The 18,674-nt window shown below is 64.7% G+C and carries 11 protein-coding genes and 2 pseudogenes; 3 read left to right on the top strand and 10 right to left on the bottom strand.

Features of this window, described 5'->3' with window-relative positions:
* Positions 1-3: 3 nt before the first annotated feature.
* The 3 genes from rpmI to thrS form a co-directional block, all read right to left on the bottom strand.
* Entirely contained in the window at positions 4-201 is a 198-nt protein-coding gene (rpmI, locus tag J2Y70_RS10920; protein WP_002811096.1) for a 50S ribosomal protein L35, read from the bottom strand.
* Between the two features lie 508 nt (positions 202-709).
* Positions 710-1,234 carry a translation initiation factor IF-3 gene (gene infC, locus J2Y70_RS10925; protein ID WP_074375534.1) on the bottom strand — a complete coding sequence of 175 codons (525 nt, stop codon included), beginning with the start codon at positions 1,232-1,234 and terminating at the stop codon, positions 710-712.
* A 63-nt stretch (positions 1,235-1,297) separates the two neighbouring features.
* A complete protein-coding gene (gene thrS / locus J2Y70_RS10930) occupies positions 1,298-3,202 on the bottom strand; it encodes a threonine--tRNA ligase (protein WP_263394898.1) in 1,905 nt (634 codons plus the stop codon).
* A gap of 456 nt (positions 3,203-3,658) precedes the next feature.
* On the opposite strand from thrS, the gene J2Y70_RS10935 reads away from it, so the two are divergent.
* On the top strand, positions 3,659-4,726 hold the full coding sequence (locus J2Y70_RS10935) for a LacI family DNA-binding transcriptional regulator (RefSeq protein ID WP_309917153.1): 1,068 nt from the start codon (positions 3,659-3,661) through the stop codon (positions 4,724-4,726).
* 356 nt (positions 4,727-5,082) lie between these two features.
* On the opposite strand, the gene J2Y70_RS10940 is transcribed toward J2Y70_RS10935, so the two are convergent.
* Genes J2Y70_RS10940 through J2Y70_RS10950 form a run of 3 tightly spaced genes read right to left on the bottom strand, consistent with a single transcriptional unit; the run spans position 5,083 to position 10,453 of the window.
* On the bottom strand, positions 5,083-6,759 hold the full coding sequence (locus J2Y70_RS10940) for an alpha-amylase family glycosyl hydrolase (RefSeq protein WP_309917156.1): 1,677 nt from the start codon (positions 6,757-6,759) through the stop codon (positions 5,083-5,085).
* Positions 6,756-8,255 (bottom strand): MFS transporter, encoded by a 1,500-nt coding sequence (locus tag J2Y70_RS10945; protein ID WP_309917158.1) that lies wholly within the window; start codon positions 8,253-8,255, stop codon positions 6,756-6,758. The genes J2Y70_RS10940 and J2Y70_RS10945 overlap by 4 nt, the downstream gene beginning before the upstream one ends.
* Positions 8,252-10,453: a Six-hairpin glycosidase-like protein gene (locus tag J2Y70_RS10950; RefSeq protein WP_309917161.1), complete on the bottom strand. Its 2,202-nt coding sequence runs from the start codon at positions 10,451-10,453 to the stop codon at positions 8,252-8,254. The genes J2Y70_RS10945 and J2Y70_RS10950 overlap by 4 nt, the downstream gene beginning before the upstream one ends.
* 259 nt (positions 10,454-10,712) lie before the next feature.
* Between J2Y70_RS10950 and J2Y70_RS10955 the strand changes: the two are divergent.
* Both J2Y70_RS10955 and J2Y70_RS10960 read left to right on the top strand, forming a co-directional pair.
* Positions 10,713-10,967: pseudogene (locus J2Y70_RS10955) on the top strand (glycoside hydrolase family 97 N-terminal domain-containing protein); the annotation flags it as partial.
* A 254-nt stretch (positions 10,968-11,221) separates the two neighbouring features.
* Positions 11,222-13,984: a TonB-dependent receptor gene (locus tag J2Y70_RS10960; RefSeq protein WP_309917164.1), complete on the top strand. Its 2,763-nt coding sequence runs from the start codon at positions 11,222-11,224 to the stop codon at positions 13,982-13,984.
* Positions 13,985-14,916: 932 nt separating this feature from the next.
* Here the strand turns inward: J2Y70_RS10960 and J2Y70_RS10965 are convergent.
* The 4 genes and pseudogenes from J2Y70_RS10965 to J2Y70_RS10975 all read right to left on the bottom strand — a co-directional run bounded on the left by J2Y70_RS10965 (position 14,917) and on the right by J2Y70_RS10975 (position 18,651).
* Complete coding sequence (locus J2Y70_RS10965; protein WP_309917715.1) at positions 14,917-16,527, bottom strand: alpha-glucosidase family protein; 1,611 nt, start codon at positions 16,525-16,527, stop codon at positions 14,917-14,919.
* Between the two features lie 356 nt (positions 16,528-16,883).
* Positions 16,884-17,377 (bottom strand): annotated as a pseudogene (locus tag J2Y70_RS22260) (DUF4189 domain-containing protein).
* A gap of 128 nt (positions 17,378-17,505) precedes the next feature.
* Positions 17,506-18,015, bottom strand: a complete 510-nt coding sequence (locus J2Y70_RS10970; RefSeq protein WP_309917166.1) for a DUF4189 domain-containing protein — start codon at positions 18,013-18,015, stop codon at positions 17,506-17,508.
* A 147-nt stretch (positions 18,016-18,162) separates the two neighbouring features.
* Positions 18,163-18,651: a DUF4189 domain-containing protein gene (locus J2Y70_RS10975; RefSeq protein ID WP_309917170.1), complete on the bottom strand. Its 489-nt coding sequence runs from the start codon at positions 18,649-18,651 to the stop codon at positions 18,163-18,165.
* Positions 18,652-18,674 lie beyond the last annotated feature (23 nt).

The following is an 18,674-nucleotide window of genomic DNA, read 5'->3' on the forward strand; positions in this document are numbered from 1 at the left end:
TCCTCAGAGGTAAGGCAGCATACGGTCAAGACGGCCAGCGTCCTCGGCACGAACATGGTTCGTCTGCCGCAGGTTGCGCTTCCGCTTGGTCGCTTTCTTGGTGAGGATATGGCTACGGTTGGCGTGGCCGCACTTGTATTTGCCGGAGGCGGTCTTGCGGAAACGCTTGGCCGCCGCCCGGTTGGTCTTGATCTTGGGCATTGCAATGTCCTTGATGGTGTTTTGTCACTGGTCAGGGCGGTGGCTTGCGCCACGCTTTCCATCCGTGCCCGTACCGGCTTGTAAGCCCTTGATCCTCAAAGAATCAGGGCGGGTCCTATTGCCGCGTGAACGGCAAACCCGATGCACTGGGCCGCGCATTATGCCAGGGCTTGGAATGCCTTGCAAATCATGCATTTCGATCTGGGCGCTGGCGCCCGGGATTCGGGATTCGGGATTCGGAAAGGCTGCGGCATCGGCGGGTGCTTGCGCACCATCGGACAGGGAGTGCTCGCAGTGCGCTGCTGTCTCGAGCGGATACTGGCCCCGCCCTGCGCGCGACACCCGATGGGCGCAGCAGGCGACTTACCCCGGACAGCGGGCAGCCACGCCCCTCCACCGCCTGACGGCGGCGGCAAGCGACATCGGAAAACGCGAAGGGCGCCAGCAGGCGCCCGGCAGCGGCCGCGCTCCCGCACATGGGCGGGGGCGCGATCCTGAGCTGCTGCGGTCAGCGCTTCTTCGGCGCGATCATCATCACCATCTGCCGGCCTTCCAGGCGCGGACGCGATTCGATGACGATGTCTTCGCCGAGGTCGGCTTCGATCCGCGACGCCATTTCGCGCCCGAGTTCCTGGTGGCTCATTTCGCGGCCACGGAAGCGGATGTTGACCTTGACCTTGTCGCCCTCTTCGAGGAAGCGGCGCATGTTGCGCAGCTTGATCTGGTAATCGCCTTCGTCCGTGACCGGACGGAACTTGATTTCCTTGATCTCGACCTGCTTGGTCTTCTTCTTGGCTTCGTTCGCCTTCTTCTGCTGCTCGAACTTGAACTTGCCGAAGTCCATGATCTTGCAGACAGGCGGATCGGCCTGCGGCTGGATCTCGACCAGGTCGAGCCCATCCTCTTCGGCCAGCGCCAACGCTTCGTCGCGCGTCAGCACGCCGACCATTTCGCCGTCCTTGCCGATCACGCGAACGCGCGGGACACGGATCTCTTGGTTCTTGCGGTTCTGTTTGTTGTCAGGGGTACTGATGTTGCAATCTCCCAGGGGAATCGGACCGACGCGGACGGAGGCTCCGCCCGCATCGGGGTTGTCTTACGCCAGCTGCTCGGCGAGCAGCCGTTCGGCGAAGGCGGCAACCGACATGGTTCCCAGATCCTCCCCCGATCGCGTGCGTACTGCAATGGCGCCGTTTTCCTTCTCGCGGTCGCCCGCCACCAACAGGTACGGCACCCGCTGCAGCGTGTGTTCGCGAATCTTATAGCCGATTTTTTCGTTCCGCAAATCGGCCTCGATGCGGAAGCCTTGATTTGCAAGGAGTTTCCGCACGCTGTCTACGTAGTCGGCCTGTGCATCGGTGATGTTCATCACCATCGCCTGCACCGGCGCCAGCCAGGCCGGGAACGCGCCGGCATGGTGCTCGATCAGGATGCCGATGAAGCGCTCCATCGAGCCGACGATGGCCCGGTGCAGCATGACCGGGTGCTTCTTCTGGCTGTTCTCGTCCACGTATTCGGCGCCGAGGCGGCCGGGCATCATGAAGTCCACCTGCATCGTGCCCAGCTGCCAGGTGCGGCCGATCGCGTCCTTCAGGTGGTACTCGATCTTGGGGCCGTAGAAGGCGCCCTCGCCCGGCAGCTCCTGCCATTCCACCCCGCACACGCCCAGGGCGCTGCGCAGCGCCGCTTCGGCCTTGTCCCAGGTCACGTCGTCGCCGAGGCGCTTTTCCGGGCGCAGCGCGATCTTGATCTGGATGTCGTCGAAACCGAACGCGGCGTACACCGCCAGCGCCTGCTGGTGGAACGCGGTGACCTCCGCCTCGATCTGCGACTCCAGGCAGAACACGTGTCCGTCGTCCTGGGTGAAGCCGCGCACGCGCAGGATGCCGTGCAGCGCGCCGGAGGGCTCGTTGCGGTGGCAGGCGCCGAACTCGCCATAGCGGATCGGCAGGTCGCGGTAGCTGTGCAGGCCCTGGTTGAACACCTGCACGTGGCCGGGGCAGTTCATCGGCTTGACCGCGTAGGTGCGCTTCTCCGACTCGGTGAAGAACATCGCGTCCTGGTAGTTGTCCCAGTGACCGGACTTCTGCCACAGCGACACGTCCAGGATCTGCGGGCAACGCACCTCGCCGTAGCCGCTGTCGCGGTAGACCTTGCGCATGTACTGCTCGACCACCTGCCACAGCGACCAGCCCTTGGGGTGCCAGAACACCAGGCCGGGCGCCTCTTCCTGCAGGTGGAACAGGTCCTGGGCCTTGCCGATCTTGCGGTGGTCGCGCTTGTCGGCCTCTTCCATGCGCAGGATGTAAGCGTCGAGCTGCTTCTTGTCGGCCCAGGCGGTGCCGTAGATGCGCTGCAGCTGCTCGTTCTTGGCGTCGCCGCGCCAGTAGGCTCCGGAGATGCGGGTCAGCTTGAACGCCTTGAGGAAGCGCGTGTTGGGCACGTGCGGGCCGCGGCACATGTCCACGTATTCCTGATGGTAGTACAAGCCCATCGCGGTGATGTCGTCGGACATGTCCTCGATCAGGCGCAGCTTGTAGTCCTCGCCGCGCTGGCGGAACAGTTCGATCACCTCCGCGCGCGGAGTGACCTTCTTGACCACGTCGTAGTCCTGCGCGATCAGCTGCTGCATGCGCTGCTCGATCGCCGCCATGTCCTCGGGGGTGAACGGGCGCTCGCTGTAGATGTCGTAGTAGAAGCCTTCGGCGATGACCGGGCCGATCACCATCTTGACCTCGGGGTACAGCTGCTTGACCGCGTGACCGACCAGGTGCGCGCAGGAGTGGCGGATGATCTCCACGCCCTCGGCGTCCTTGGCGGTGATGAGGCGCAGGCTGGCGTCGTGGTCGATCAGGTCGCTGGCGTCGACCAGGCGGCCGTCGACCTGGCCGGCGATGGTCGCCTTGGCCAGGCCCGGGCCGATGGACTGGGCCACGTCCATGGGGCTGACGGGGTGTTCGAATTCGCGGCGGCTGCCGTCGGGAAGCGTGATCGTGATCATGGGAGTCGGCAAGAAGGAAAGCGATGCGGAGCGGGCGTTTCCCGCCGCGCGCCGGAAGCCGGCGGCGCTAGGCGCGGGATACAAAGAAGGCGCCACAAGGGCGCCTGCTCGGACAGCCTTGGGCGGGTTTCATGCTGGGGCGATGGTAGTGCTCATGTCGCACGCTCGGCCGGCGTTGCCGCGGGCCACCCGTCATTCCGCGTTGAATAGTTGTGGAATGGTAAACCAATTCGGCGGCGTTGGGGATTTGCCTGTCTGCACGCCCGGGACCGGGGACCAGGGACCCGACAAGCGCTTGGCTGGGGGCTGACGGCATGCATCGCATCGATCATGAAAGCCTCCTGCCAGAACGATAGCAGCGAAAGTTGCATGCCCTGCGCTCTTCCGGGTCCCCGGTCCCCGGTCCCTGGTCCCGCCACCCAACGCTGCGCCGCAGCAAGTGCTATCCCGTACGCCATGGCATGCTTCGGGCTGTTTTCCTGCAATGCGAGCGCCGTCATCAAAGGCAAGGCCACATCGCTCGATATCGCCTATCTGGCGGGCGTGTCGCAGCCCACCGTGTCGCGCGCCCTGCGCGGCAGCCCGGCGGTCAACGAGCAGACCCGGCGCAAGATCCTGGCGATCGCCAACGAGCTGAACTACAAGGTCGACAAGCACGCCTCCAGCCTGCGCCTGCGCAATGCCGGCACGTTGGCGTTGCTGTTCTTCGAAGACCCGACCACCGACGATTCGCTGATCAACCCGTTCTTCCACGCGATGCTGGGCTCGATCACCCGCGCCTGCGCGCGCCACGGCTACGACCTGCTGGTGTCGTTCCAGCAGCTGTCGGACAACTGGCGCGCCGACTACGGCGACAGCCAGAAGGCCGACGGCCTGATCCTGCTCGGCTACGGCGACTACCTGCAGGCGCAGCAGCGGCTGCAGCATCTGGTCGAGCAAGGCACCCACTTCGTGCGCTGGGGCGCGGTGCTGCCCGGACAGCCCGGGGTGTCGATCGGCAGCGACAACTTCCAGGGCGGCCACGACATCACCGCGCACCTGCTGGAGCAGGGCTGCCGGCGCATCGCCTTCCTCGGCGACGCCTCGAACCACTATCCCGAATTCCTCGAGCGCTACCGCGGCCATGCCCAGGCCCTGCGCGCGGCCGGGTCTGACCTCGTGCCCGGCCTGCAGGTGGACGCGATCACCACCGAGCAGTCCGGCTACGAGGCGGCGCAGGCGCTGCTGCGCGGCGGCGAACGCTTCGACGCGGTGTTCGCCGCCAGCGACCTGATCGCGATCGGCGCACTGAAGGCGTTGCGCGAACACGGCCTGCGCGTGCCCGAGGACGTAGCCCTGGCCGGCTTCGACGACATCCCCGTCGCTGCCTGCGTGGCGCCTGCGCTGTCGACCGTGCAGCAGGACACCAAGCTGGCCGGTGCGGTGCTGGTCGAGACCCTGCTGGCGCAGATCGCCGGGCAGCCGGTCGACAGCCGCACCCTGCCGGTGACGCTGGCGTTGCGCGGCTCGTCGCTGCGCAATTGACGGCATGGCGGCCTGCGGGCAGGCAGGCCCCGTGGCGTCCCGCTCTGGCGTGCCTTGCAGACCCGCGCATGCCGTTCGTATTCGCCGCGATGAACGGCCAGTCCTGTTATCCAGTTTTGGAGCAGTCGGGACTGAAGTCCCTCCCACAGTGCACCCAGCGACCTCGCCGCAAGTCACTGTGGGAGCGACTTCAGTCGCGACGAACGGAGTTGGAGACCACAACGGCGCGGCAATCCGCGTCGAGGCTCAAGCCTCTCCTGCAGTGCACCGGCTTTCCCGTAAAAAGCGGCTAGCCGTGACGCTCTACCCGATGGAGTGTCGCGGCTAAAGCCGCTCCTACAAGGGCAAGCATCAAGCTACTGCGGCGGCGCCACGCCGTCCTTGGCCGCCATCAGCCAAGCGAGCCGTGCGCGCAAATCAGGGCGCACGATCGGCGCATCGGACAGGAACACGCGCACGCCATGCGCCGGCACTTCGGCACGCAAGGCGTCCGCGACCTCGATCGCGCTGCCGTCGAAGCCGTCGCGCCAGGTGCCGGGCTGCAGGTAGCGATTCGCCTCCAGCGTCTTCGGCGCATCGCTCTTGTTCAGCAACACCAGCGCGGTCTGGGTGCTGCCGGCGTGCTGGTACACGCGATAGAACACCGCTTCGTCGCCGGCCAGGCGCAAGTTGAGCTGCAGCCCGCGCTGCAATGCCGGGCTGCGCTGACGCAGCTGCGCGATGCGCTGCAACGGCGCGAAGATCGGACTCTGCGGCGCGGCGTCTATCCGTTCCTGGCCGAAGTAGTTGCGGTTGCCGGCATGCTCGGCGCGGCCGCGCATGAAGCCGGTTTCCGAGCCGTAGTAGATCACCGGGATGCCGCGCGCGGTGAACAGCCAGTTGTGCGCATCGATGAAGCCGGCGTCGCTGGCGTCGAGCCGCGCCATGTCGTGGTTGTCGTAGAAGGTCATCAGCTCGTACGGATTGGCGTACGGGCCGCGCTCCAGGTACAGCGGCGCCTGCAACTGTTCGAAGCCGCCGCGCGCATGCCCGAACACCGAGGCCAGCGCCTGCTTCAGCGGGAAATCCAGCACGCTGACCCCGGCATTGCGCGCCCAGGTGTGCCCGGCGATCTTGAGCGCGTCGTAATCGAAGGCCTCGCCGAACATGAACATGCCCGGCCGCTGCGCGCGAATGCGGCGCACGAATTCATGCCAGAAGCTGTCCGGCATCCAGCCGATGGTATCGATGCGGAACGCGTCGGCGCCCTGCCCCAGCCATTGCGAATAGGCACCGACCAGATACTCCATCACCGCCGGATTGCGTTCGTTGAAGTCCGACAGCTCGGCCAGGCCGCCGCCGGTGTTGTAGAACGCATGCAGCGGGTTGCGCGCCGGGTCCAGCTTGGCCGGTGGCAGGTTCTGGTGGTCGGCGACCAGTGTGCCGTCGCGATCGAACACCTGACCGAACAGCGGTTGCCGCTGCGGCATCGAATAGGCCGGTGAGCCGTGGTTGCCGACGATGTCCAGCACCACCTTCAGGCGCTGCGCGTGCATCGCCTGGGTGAAGCCGGCGAAATCCAGGCCCGGGCTGGGCAGGTGCTCGTCCAGCTTGTAGAAATTGACGCCCCAGTAGCCGTGGTAACCGGTCTTGCCGCGATCGCTCAGGTTGCTGCCCCATGTGATCGGTTTGCCGCCGGTGAAGGCTTCGTCCGGGTTGTCGACGATCGGCGTGATCCACACCGCGCCGAAGCCCAGGCCGCGGATATAGCCGGCATTGTCGACCACGCCCTTGAAGTCGCCACCCAGGTAGCCGATGTTGTCGCTCTCGCCCGGCGGCGCCGGCAGCGGGATGTCGAAGGTGCGGTGCGCCCCGCCCTGGTCGCGATGGTCGTTGCCGGAATCGCCGTTGACGAAACGGTCGGTGACCACGAAATACACCGCCTCGCTGGCGAACGGCTCCAGCGTGCCGTAGTACTCCGCCGACTGCGCCCGCGCAGGCGGCGCGCAGGCGCCCAGCAGCGCCAGCGCCAGCAGCGACATCCGATAGGTCATTGTCTTGCTCCATGTTCGGCGGGGACCCGCAGCACGCACAGCGCCGCCAGCAGCAGGCTGGCGCCACCGATGCCCAGCGCGTACAGCGGCCGGCCGCCGAGCCAGTGCGTGAGCACGAAGCCCAGCACGCTGACCGCAACCAGCTGCGGGATCACGATGAAGAAATTGAAGATGCCCATGTACACGCCCATCTTCGCCGCCGGCACGCTGTCGGACAGCAAGGCGTACGGCAGCGACAGGATCGAGGCCCAGGCGAAGCCGACGCCGAGCATCGACAGCAGCAGCCACTGCGGATCGCGGATCCACAGGAACGACAGCAGGCCGGCCGCACCCAGGCACAGGTTGAGCAGGTGGCTGACGCGCAGGCCGAACGCGCGCACCAGCAGCGGGATGACGATCGCCGCCAGCGCAGCGAAGCCGTTGTACGCGCCGAACAGCACGCCGACCCAGTTGGCGCCGTCGTTGTACGCCGCCGAGGTGACGTCGCTGGCGCCGTAGTGCGTCTGCGTCACCGCCGCGGTGGTGTAGATCCACATCGCGAACAGCGCGAACCACGAGAAGAACTGCACCCAGGCCAGGCGCCGCATCGCCTGCGGCATCGCCTGCACGTCGCGCATGATCGCCGCCAGCATGTGCTCGGGGCGCAGCCGCGGCGCCAGCCATCGCAACAGCCCATAGCCGACGAACAGACCGGCCAGCACGTACGGCATGCGATCGCCGCCGCTCCAGAAGATCGCCGCCGCGCCGGCGAGGCCGAGCGCGAGCCACAGCGCCGCGACGCCATCGGAACGCGGCATGGTCGCCGCATGCTCGGCGACAAGCGCTGGCGCTGCGTCGTCGAACCCCTGCAAGGTCTCGGGCGGATACTCGCGGGTGCGCAGCACGGTCCAACCGATGGACAGGAACAGCACCGCGCCGCCCAGGTAGAACGCATAGCGCACCGTGGCCGGCACATGGCCGGGCGCGGCGGTATTGCTCACCCCCCAGTGCGCCAGCAGCCACGGCAGCATGCTCGCCACCACCGCGCCGACGCCGATGAAGAAGCTCTGCATCGCATAGCCGCTGGCGCGCTGGCGCTGCGGCAACTGGTCGCCGACGAAGGCGCGGAACGGCTCCATCGAGATGTTGATCGACGCATCCAGGATCCACAGCGTGCCCGCGGCCACCCACAGCGCCGGCGAGTTCGGCATCGCCAGCAGCGCCAGCGTGGTGAACAGCGCGCCGACCATGAAATACGGACGGCGCCGGCCGAAGCGGTTCCAGGTGCGGTCGGACAGATGGCCGACGATCGGCTGCACGATCAAGCCGGTCAGCGGCGCGGCGATCCACAGGCCCGGCACCTGCTCCATGTCCGCGCCCAGGGTCTGGAAGATGCGGCTGGCATTGGCGTTCTGCAGCGCGAAGCCGAACTGGATGCCGAGGAAGCCGAAGCACATGTTCCAGATCTGCCAGAACGACAGCGCCGGCTTGGTGCGCGGCATGGGCATGGCGCTCATCGGCGCACCTGCGCTGCGCCGGCCGGCGCGATCAGCAGTGCGGCGACGTCCGCGGCGTTGACCACGCCGTCGGCGCCGCCCTGGCCGCCGGTGTAGCGGGCGAAGTGCTGCAGCGCGCTCATGTTCGCCGCAGGCACCACCCGGATGCGGCAGGCCTGCCCGGTCTTCAGCGCGAACACCGCCGCGGTGGATTCCTGTTCCCCGACGCTGTGCGGCATCACCACCGGCATGCGTTGCGGCGCGGCGTCGCCGCACTGCAGCTGCAACTGTTTCACCGCGGCGGTGACGCCGGTATTGATTGGGCCATGCGCATTGACGTAGCGCAGACGCAGCCGGTAGTCGCCATCGCGCGGCGCGGTCCAGCGCCAATCGTCGCCACCGGCCAGGCGCACCACGTCGCCGACGCAGACGCTGGGACTGTGCAATGACTCCCACTGCGCGCCGCGCCGGGTCAGGCTCAGGCACTGCACCTGCTCGCGCAGCGGCAGACGCGCACCGTCGGCAGCGCCCGGCTGGCGCTGGCCATCGACGTACAGCACCGTGTCGGCGGCCGCCGCGACGCGCCAGCCCTGCGCGTCGCGGTCGACGCGCGGCGCCGGTGGCGTCGGCGGGGCGAATGCATCCTTGGCCGCGAGCAGCGGCACCGGCGCACTCGCCGTGTCGCGCGCGACCAGTTGCACGGTGGTCACGCCGTCATGGGTGTGCGTGTCGCCAGCCACCAGCAGGTCGCCGTGCAGCTGCGCCGGCCGCCGCAGCACGATGCGCCGGTCGCGCAGTTGCAGCGCGATCTCGTCGTTGTCGCCGAACAGCATCGGCACCAGGCTCACCGGCAGCTTGGGCGCGACCTTGCCGTCGTCCTCGACTCCGAACACGCCTTCGATCACCATCGCCAGATAGCCGGCCACCGACCACAGCTGGCGCGGCGAATTGACCACCGGTCCGCTGAGCGGGCCATCGTCCACGTGCGCGGCCTGGCTCAGGAATTCGTAGTTCTCCATGTTCGAACCGGCCAATGCGGCGCCACGCAGCAGCGAGCGCACTTCGAAGGCGATGCGCGCGCTGTCGTCGGTATGCCGCGCCGCGCGCAGCGCATAAGCGCTGACGAACGGCCAGATCGCGCGATTGTGGTAGATCGGCACGTCCTGCTGCTGCGGCCACACCACCGGACTACCCGCCTCGACCGCCGGATAGCGCGCCAGCGCCTGGCGCGCGCGTTCGCGCGGCAGCACGTCGGCCAGCACCGCCAGCGACAGGCCGAGCAGGTCGTAGCTCTCGTAGGCGACTGGATGCGCGGCGCTGCCGAGATAGCTAACGTAGGTGCCGCGGTCCTCGCGCCAGAAGCGCTGCGCGATCGCCCGTTTCAGCGCGTCAGCCCAGCCGGCGTAGCGCGCCGCGGGCACGTCGTCGCCCTGCTCGCGCGCCAGCCGCTCGCCCAGGCGCAGCGCCTGATAGTGCAGCACGTTGGTGGACAGCGCGTACGACTCGGCGATGAAGCGCACGTCGTTGCGGGTCCAGGCCGGATAGGTCTGTTCGCGCCAGTCCAGGAACGAGGTCTCGCCGCGGTACAGGCCGATCCGCGAATCGAATGCGAATTCGCGGTCCTGCGCCAGGGTCGCCGCGAGCGCGGCGCGGGTATCGGCCGCGAACGCCGCGTCGTCGAGCAGATGCCGCGCGGCCAGGAACCAGACCACGCGGTCGCTGCTCACCGGCCAGCTGCCGCCGGAGCCGGTGTCCTGGGCCACGAACAGTCCCGACCGCGCGTCCGCGCCGCGCATCGCCGACAGCTTGAAACGCAGCGAACGCCGCGTGCGCTGCGGGTCCAGCCGCGCCAGCGCGAGATCGGCCGCGTAGCTGACGTCGCGGGTCCACACGTAGGGCCAGCGTTCGCCGGTCTGATAGCAATCGCACGGCAACGGCTTGCCGTGGTCGAAGGCCGGATCGCGGATCGCGTCCACCTGGTCGTCGCGCAGTTCCTGCTGCGCCAGCGCGAACAGCGCATCGAACAGCGGACTGGCGGTTTCGCTGCGCAGCGGCTGCGCCACCAGCGTGCGCGTGCCCTGCGCCGAGGTCAGCACGAAGCCGCCGTCGGCAGCGGTCGCGGCCTGCGCAGTCTGGCCGCGCCATTGCAACGACGTCTGCCACGCAGACGCCGACACCGCGGCACCCAAGGTGGCGGCCAAGCAGATCATCTTCAGCATCGAAGCGGCGGACCGGCTCGCGCCCGTCGGCCTCCCTCCCTCTTTGCCTGCATTGTGGGTTCGCAGCACCGGCATGCCGGCGCCGCGGTCGCGGCCTCTTCTTCGAGAAGCGCTGCAGACATGGTAGACGCGCCGCACCGTGGCGCGCACATCTGCATACGTATTCATCGCCCACCCCGCAGCGGCGCCGCAGCGCCTCGCTATAGTCGCCGCACGTGCCACGGCCGCCTTGGGAGGGGACATGCCGCAGCTTCATGCCATGCCACGCGTGCGCCGCGCGCCGCGCCTGCCGCTCCTTTTTGCAGTGGTGTTGTTGTGCGTTGCACCGCTGCTGCGCGCAGAATCCAGGACCGTGGCCAGCGTGAACTCCCCGAGCAAGGTGCTGCAGGTCGCGCTGCAGCTGGACGACGGCAAGCCGAGCTACCGCGTGCAGCGCCTCGGCGACCCGGTGATCGGCGATTCCAGGCTGGGCTTCCAGTTGCGCGACGGACGCCTGGACCGCGCTCTGTCGATGGCACCTTCCGCATGACGACCCTGCGATACCGAGCACGCATGCGCGTGGCCACCGCAAACAAGACATCGCAATCGTGGAATCGATTCCACCGTGATGAAACCCAGTGAATACGTATGCAGCCGACGTTCGCGCTGGACTGCCGTGTCTACCATACGTCGCAGTCGCGTCACCGCATCGTCGGCAGCGCGATACCTACATCCGGCGATTTGGCCGGGCCAGAAAATTCGCAAGACAACATTGCCTGGGAGGGGAAAATGTTGAACCACAAGCGCAATGCGCTGACGCTGGCGTTGGCCATCGCCATGACGCCGATGCTGGCTACCGCACAGTCCGCAACGCAGACCGGCACCGCCACCGCGCCGGCGCAGAATCCGGTCACCGAACTGGACAAGGTCCAGGTGACCGGCATCCGTCGCGGCATCGAGAGCGCGATCGCGGTCAAGCAGGACGCCACGTCCATCGTCGAGGCGATCTCGGCCGAGGACATCGGCAAGCTGCCGGACGTGAGCATCGCCGAATCGCTGGGCCGCCTGCCGGGCCTGGCCGCGCAGCGCGTGGCCGGTCGCGCTCAGGTGATCAGCGTCCGCGGCCTGTCGCCCGACTTCGCCACCACCCTGCTCAACGGCCGCGAGGTGGTCAGCACCGGCGACAACCGCAGCGTCGAGTTCGACCAATACCCCTCGGAACTGGTCAACGGCGTGACCGTGTACAAAACCCCAGACGCGGCGCTGGTCGGCCAGGGCCTGTCGGGCACCATCGACATGCAGACCGTGCGCCCGTTGAGCTTCCCGGACCGGGTGATCGCGGTCAGCGGCCGCCTGCAGAAGACTTCGCTGGGTGAGGCGGCCGATGTCGACGCGTACGGCAACCGCTTCAGCGCCAGCTACATCGACCAGTTCCTCGACAAGACCCTGGGCATCTCGATCGGCTACGCGCACAGCGACAACCCGATCCAGGAGAACCAGGTCGGCCTGTACGAGCCGTGGACCACCGAGCATACCGACGCCGGCAACCGCCCTGGCCTGGCCCCGGGCACCTACTTCTCCGATGGCATCAAGGCCTTGCGCCGCACCGGCAACAACAAGCGCGACGGCGTGATGGCTACCGTGCAATTCCGCCCGTCCGGCACGTGGACCAGCACCTTCGATGCGTTCCACACCGAAGCCGAACAGATCGATACCGCCAACCAGTTCGAGGTCAACCTCAGCAACTACAACGGCAACTACACCCCCGGCCTGCTGATCGGCAATCCGCAGCTGAATGCCGACAACACCTTCACCGGCGGCAACGCCAGCGGCGTCTATCCGCTGGTGCGCGGCATGTACAACAAGCGCAAGGACAAGATCGACGCGTTCGGCTGGAACAACGAGATCAACGTCGGCGATGTCAGGCTCGTCGCCGACCTGAACTATTCCAAGGCCACCCGCGACGAGTTGAACCTGGAGAACAACCTGCAGCTGACCCCAATGCCGCAACTGGATACCGTCGGCGTCACCGTCAACCCCAACGGCTTCTCGCAGATCGCACCCGGGCTGGACTACTCCAACCCCGATGCGCTGTTCCTGACCAACACCATCTACGGTTCCGGCTACGGCAAGGTGCCGCAGATCGAGGACCGCCTGAAGGGCGGGCGCCTGTCGGCGACACTACCGGCGCCGCAGGCCTTGTCGTGGTTCTCGGATATCGACGTGGGCGTGAACTACGCCGACCGGCGAAAGCAGAAGACCCAGGCCGAAGGCAACATCCTGCTCGGCGTGCAGGGCGAAACCAGCATCGCCAACGATCTGCAGTACGATCCGGTGAATCTGGGCTTCGCCGGCATCGGCTACATTCCGGCCTGGAATGTGCCGGCTGCGGTCGGGCGCTACATGACGTTCAATCCGGTGACCGATCTCGACTATCTGATCCCGAAGTCGTGGACCGTGCAGGAAAAAATCACCACCGCCTGGCTGCGCGCCAACATCAATACCGATATCGGCGAAGTGAGCGTACGCGGCAACATCGGCGTGCAGATGCAGCACACCGACCAGAGCTCGCAGTCCAACTATTTCGACCGTTCGCGCCCGGCGGGCCAGAACGTGCTGCCGATCGATTCCGGCAAGACCTACAACGACTGGTTGCCGAGCTTGAACCTGGCCTTCACGTTCCCGCACCAGCAGACCCTGCGCTTCGCCGCCGCCAAGCAGGTCGCGCGCCCGCGTGTGGACCAGATGCGCGCCGGCCTGGATTTCGGCGTCGACACATCCACCGGCAGGCCCGGCGGCAGCGGCGGCAACCCGCTGCTGGATCCGTGGCGCGCGACCGCACTGGATCTGTCGTACGAGAAATACTTCGACGAAAAGGCCTACGTGGCCGCGGCGATCTTCTACAAGGACCTGAAGAGCTACGTCTACACGCAGTCGCGCGACGACTACGACTTCTCCGGCCTGCTCGCCAACTACGTGGTGCCGCCGGGCATGACCGCCCCGGTGCAGACCATCGGCACCTTCTCCTCGCCGCAGAACGGCAAGGGCGGCACCCTGCGCGGCCTGGAGCTCACCGCCTCGCTGCCGCTGGACATGCTGACCGACAGCCTGCGCGGCTTCGGCGTGCAGGCCAGCGCCACGTTCAACGACAGCGACATCAAGATCCTCGACCCGGAAAGCGCGTCCAGCGTGGGCTCGGATCCGATCAGCCTGCCGGGCCTGTCCAAGCGCGTGTACAACTTCACCGCCTACTACGAGCGCAACGGCTTCGAAGCGCGCGTCAGCCAGCGCCGGCGTTCGGACTTCATCGGCGAGATCGGCAACTTCAACGGCAACCGTACCCTGCGTTACGTGGTCGGCGAGAACGTGACCGACGCGCAGCTCAGCTACAGCTTCGGCGACAGCAGCACCTTGAGCGGGCTGACCCTGCTGCTGCAGGCGAGCAACCTGACCAACGAAGCGTATCGCACCTATGCCGGCCGCAAGGACCGCCCGCTTGAGTACACCGAGTGGGGCCGCACCTACGTGCTCGGGGTGAATTACAAGTTCTAGGCCAACCCCTCCCGCCTGCAACACGCCCGTCGGCCCATGCCGGCGGGCTTTTTTTTGCATTCAATTGGCGAGCCATGGCGTGCGGCGCTAAGCGCATGGCGGCGCGCGTTGCGCTCGATCTGGGCACTGTCACTGAACGAAGCAAGACAACGCGATGCGGACGCATTGAAGCAGCAGCCTCGTGCGCGGCTGCCGTTTGCCAACCGCCAGGGACTGGAGGGCCGCGCCAATACGCCGCTGCGTGGACCGCGAAGGTGTCGATGGCGGCACGCGCGCTGTTCGCCAGCAGAATCGCGCTGGTGGCGGCAGTGTCGCTGAGCACCCACAGCGCACTGATCCGTGCTCACGTGAACGCCGCAATTGGCTGGCGCAGCAGAGCCAGCGGGGATGCGAGGTTGCGGGCCCGCTCGTGACGTCGCTCGCCGATGCCGACCTGCGGCTGGCGGAGTACTCGCGGCGCTGCTCGCTGTCGGTGCCTTCGTGCTGTTCGCCAGCAGAATCGCGTTGGTGGCGGCAGTGTCGCTGAGCACCCGCAGCGCACTGATCCGTGCTGACGTGAGCGCCGCAATTGGCTGGCGCAGCAGAGCCAGCGGGGATGCGAGATTGCGGGCCCGCTCGTGGCGTCGCTCGCCGATGCCGACCTACGGCTGGAGGAATACTCGCGGCGCTGCTCGCTGTCGGTGCCTGACAGCGTCCGTGGATGCAGCGCGACGATCACGCAGGATATCCACGTTCGCGTCAGCTAGAGATTGCAGTCCCAGAAACAGTTGGTTAGTAGGAACACTGTGAACGTCCGACAAGCAGGACGTTCAGATCTTCAATGCCAACGGCAGTTCTGGCATTCGGTCACGAGGTCGGAAACTCGCCCTTGGACCGGCGCATTGCGTCCCGCTGCCTGGCGAAACAGCGGCGGAACCACAGAGTCGAGACGCTTAAGCGCTTTCCAGGCACACCATCGCGTAACCAGGCAGGCGCAGGCCGCCATCGACCTCCCCGGCATCGACGCCCGGCACCGCCAGAGCTCGCCATTGCCCCTCGGGCAGTGCCACCTCGGCCGCTTGCGCAGAAAGGTTGAACGCGAGCAACAGCGTCTGCTGCGCATGCCGGCGCTGGAACATCAGCACCGGCTCTTCGGTCTCGACGAACACGATATCGCCTTCGCGCAAAGCGACCTGTCGCTTGCGCCACGCCTGGAACTGCTGGAACGCGATCAACACCGACTGCGGATCGGCCAGCTGTGCCGCCACCGCCTGCGCGCGATGCGCCGGCGCCACCGGCAACCAAGGGGTCCCTTCGCTGAATCCCGCTTGCGCGCTGCCGTCCCACGGCATCGGCGTGCGGCATCCGTCGCGGCCCTTGAAGCTCGGCCAGAACGCGATGCCATACGGATCCTGCAACGCCTCGAACGGCACCTCGGCCTCGCCCAGGCCCAGCTCTTCACCCTGGTAGACGCACACCGAACCGCGCAGCGAGCACAGCATCGCAGTCAGCAGGCGCGCGAACGCCGGCGTTTCTGCGCCCCGTCCCCAGCGCGTCACCGCCCGCTGCACGTCGTGGTTGGAAATCGCCCAGCACGGCCAGCCCTCGGTCATCGCCACCTCGAGACGCGCGACCGTCTCGCGGATGTAGGCCGCGCTGAAATCGTCGGTCAGCAACTCGAAGCTGTAGCCCATGTGCAGATGCCCGGCCCGCGTGTATTCGGCGGTGGTCGCGAGCGAATCCTCCGACGAGATCTCGCCCAGGCTCACCGTGCCAGGATAGCGATCGAGCAGGCCGCGCAGCTTCTGCAGGAACGGCAGATTCTCCGCCTGCGTATTGTTGTAGTAGTGGTACTGGAACGCATACGGATTGTCGGGACTGAAGCCCCGCCCCACCCGCTTTTCCGCTGGTTTTGGCGGATTGTCCCGCAGCAAGGGGTCGTGGAAGCAGAAGTTGATCGCATCCAACCGGAATCCGTCCACCCCGCGCGCGAGCCAGAACTCCACGTTGTCCAGCGTGGCCTGCTGCACCTCTGGGTTGTGGAAGTTCAGATCCGGCTGCGACGACAGGAAATTGTGCAGGTAGTACTGGCCGCGCCGCGGCTCCCACTGCCAGGCGACGCCACCGAAGATCGACATCCAGTTGTTCGGCGGCGTCCCGTCCTCGCGCGCATCCGCCCACACGTACCAATCGGCCTTGGGATTGTCCCGGCTCTGGCGGCTCTCCTTGAACCACGCATGCTCCACCGACGTATGGCTGAGCACCTGATCGATCATTACCTTCAAGCCCAGCGCATGCGCCTTGGCCAGCAACCGATCGAAGTCCTCCATCTTGCCGAACAGCGGATCGACCTCGCGATAGTCGGCGATGTCGTAGCCGAAATCGGCCATCGGCGACTTGAAGAACGGCGAAACCCAGATCGCATCCACCCCGAGCGCGGCGATGTAGTCCAACTTCCGCACGATGCCCGGCAAATCGCCGACGCCGTCGCCGTTCGCATCGAGAAAACTACGCGGGTAGATCTGATAGATGACGGCACCGCGCCACCATGGAACCTGAGTCATGCAACGCCCCCCTTCGGGCAGAAATCGCGTGCGCAATGGGCACGCGGAAAGCTGCGTTAGGGTAACGTCGATGCGGGGACTGCACGGACGCTTGCATACGTATTCAGCGCAAGCTCGCACGATGCAGAGACAAACGCTCAATAGCAATTGCAGGCACCGCTACTTGTCGCCTCGTGGGGCGACTCCGGCACAACAGAACGCCGGCACTAACAGCAACAAGCCAAGCAATCACAATAAGGATTGTCACGCCTTGGCTAGGCGCCCATAAAGCCTTACAAGGCTTTCAAATACTCATTAGAAGCAGAGAAAATCATTGCCCATTAAAATTATTGCCACGAAGATGCTTAAAACTAGAGTTAATATTTCCTAAATACAGGCTCAGAGCACTCCGATATAGCAATTTTACATTCGCTTTGTGAAGACGATTCACACTTAGACTTCGCCCTATTCACTGCCTCTTCAATAGTAGCCGAGGTAGATATCATCCCTCCCTTGCCACCAGGAGGATAAGCTGCAGCCACACATTGATTTTTATAGACAACTCTACCTTGCAACCTTGTGCACCCATATTCCTACAGTTCTGCAATGCAACATCTTCAGCCTCTTTTTTTTTTGATAGCCTACCTGAACTTACTCCACCGTCTCCGCTTGGAGACGTTGCTATGCTCCCCCAAGTCTTTATCCACTCTCCAGTTGGGGTCGGCGGCTGCGAAATAATCTCACTAGTGGGAGCAGGGCCGCACGTAGCCGACCCTGCAATCGTTCCAGTAGGACAAGCGGTCTGCGCAAATGAATAAGAGGGCAAGCCGCAGGCCCCAGCAATAAAAATATAGATACACTTAGATCGCATACTACAAACCTCGAAACAAACCCAGTCCGAATTAACCGGCGGAATGCTGGCTTTGCCAAGCCATCCCTATTCTTGATGAGGCCGCAAAAACACTCGATCATTGGTGCGAGGCAACTAATCAATATTGACTAATAGCGCCGAAACACAGGCACGCTACAGGCCGAATAGATCACAATACATTCCAGTGATTTATTGGCCTTTTTACAATCCTTCTCAGCTAACGCAGTTGCTACTTTTACGTTCTTCCCTGGTCGCGTCACAGGAGAACCACCATGCTCTACCCCGTTCACTGCTGGTGCAAGTATGGCGACACACTGGTTAGAATAAGACATCACAATACCGCAGTTAGCGCTACCCAAAGACTGGCACTTCTCCAATGCATCATTTATTGCATCTTCTTTTGAAATCTTGTTGGCGGCCACCCCTGTATTTCCCGATGTAGACATATCGGCAGCAACCGCACCAAATCTACTGTCCCATTCTCCAACAGGCTGAGGAGGCGGCGGTTCTACATAGCTAGCCGAAGGCCCGCACGTTGCACTTCCTGGAGCAGTACCGACCGGACATGCGGTTTGTGCCAATGCACTTTCAGAAAAAAAACCGGGGAAATATAAAAAAACTGCGAGGAAATATCTCATGCAAATTTACTAAAAACCGTTCGTCGGCGCTAGGAACCAATCCAGATGACTCACATGCATTGCCAAGTTAGCACTTGTCCGCACTAAATTATTAACCAGAGAGGAGAAAAAAGCCAAAAATTGCTGTACTACAGCATCCCCACCAAGTCAAAACTTTCTAAAAATAGGATTTGAACATTCTAAAACGGCAACTTTACATTGCTTGCCACCTGATTCAACCCTACACTTCTCTAAAGCCCTCCTTGATGCACTTTCCACAGTTGCTGCAGTTGAAATCATTCCTCCATTTTGATTAATCGGGTAGACCAAAGAAACACACTGGTTTTTGTAAACAAATTCAACTTTGCAGTTCTTTGCCCCGGACGCTTTGCAGTTTTGCAAAGCAACATCTTCCGCTTCCTCCTTGGAAAGCCGTCCCGAACTCACTCCGCCTCCCCCACTGGAAGAAGTAGCAATACCGCCCCACGTCTTAATCCACTCGCCAGACGGTGTGGGAGGCGGGACAGCAACTTCCTGATTAGGAGACGGACCACATGTAGCAGAACCCGGGGCTGTACCTACAGGGCATGCAGTCTGAGCATATCCCAGCATCGAATGGCCAAAAAACAAAGCAGCCACAAACATTTTTATTTTCATAAAAAGCCCCGCAAATATACAAA

This window comes from Xanthomonas sp. 1678, assembly GCF_031455575.1.
Taxonomy (GTDB): Bacteria; Pseudomonadota; Gammaproteobacteria; order Xanthomonadales; family Xanthomonadaceae; genus Xanthomonas_A.

What these genes read in the sequence shown, in the direction of transcription:
- rpmI (WP_002811096.1), bottom strand. Translation starts at nt 201, where the DNA reads ATGCCCAAGATCAAGACCAACCGGGCGGCGGCCAAGCGTTTCCGCAAG.
- thrS (WP_263394898.1), bottom strand. Translation starts at nt 3,202, where the DNA reads ATGATCACGATCACGCTTCCCGACGGCAGCCGCCGCGAATTCGAACAC.
- J2Y70_RS10935 (WP_309917153.1), top strand. Translation starts at nt 3,659, where the DNA reads ATGGCATGCTTCGGGCTGTTTTCCTGCAATGCGAGCGCCGTCATCAAA.
- J2Y70_RS10940 (WP_309917156.1), bottom strand. Translation starts at nt 6,759, where the DNA reads ATGACCTATCGGATGTCGCTGCTGGCGCTGGCGCTGCTGGGCGCCTGC.
- J2Y70_RS10945 (WP_309917158.1), bottom strand. Translation starts at nt 8,255, where the DNA reads ATGAGCGCCATGCCCATGCCGCGCACCAAGCCGGCGCTGTCGTTCTGG.
- J2Y70_RS10950 (WP_309917161.1), bottom strand. Translation starts at nt 10,453, where the DNA reads ATGCTGAAGATGATCTGCTTGGCCGCCACCTTGGGTGCCGCGGTGTCG.
- J2Y70_RS10960 (WP_309917164.1), top strand. Translation starts at nt 11,222, where the DNA reads ATGTTGAACCACAAGCGCAATGCGCTGACGCTGGCGTTGGCCATCGCC.
- J2Y70_RS10965 (WP_309917715.1), bottom strand. Translation starts at nt 16,527, where the DNA reads ATGACTCAGGTTCCATGGTGGCGCGGTGCCGTCATCTATCAGATCTAC.
- J2Y70_RS10970 (WP_309917166.1), bottom strand. Translation starts at nt 18,015, where the DNA reads ATGAGATATTTCCTCGCAGTTTTTTTATATTTCCCCGGTTTTTTTTCT.
- J2Y70_RS10975 (WP_309917170.1), bottom strand. Translation starts at nt 18,651, where the DNA reads ATGAAAATAAAAATGTTTGTGGCTGCTTTGTTTTTTGGCCATTCGATG.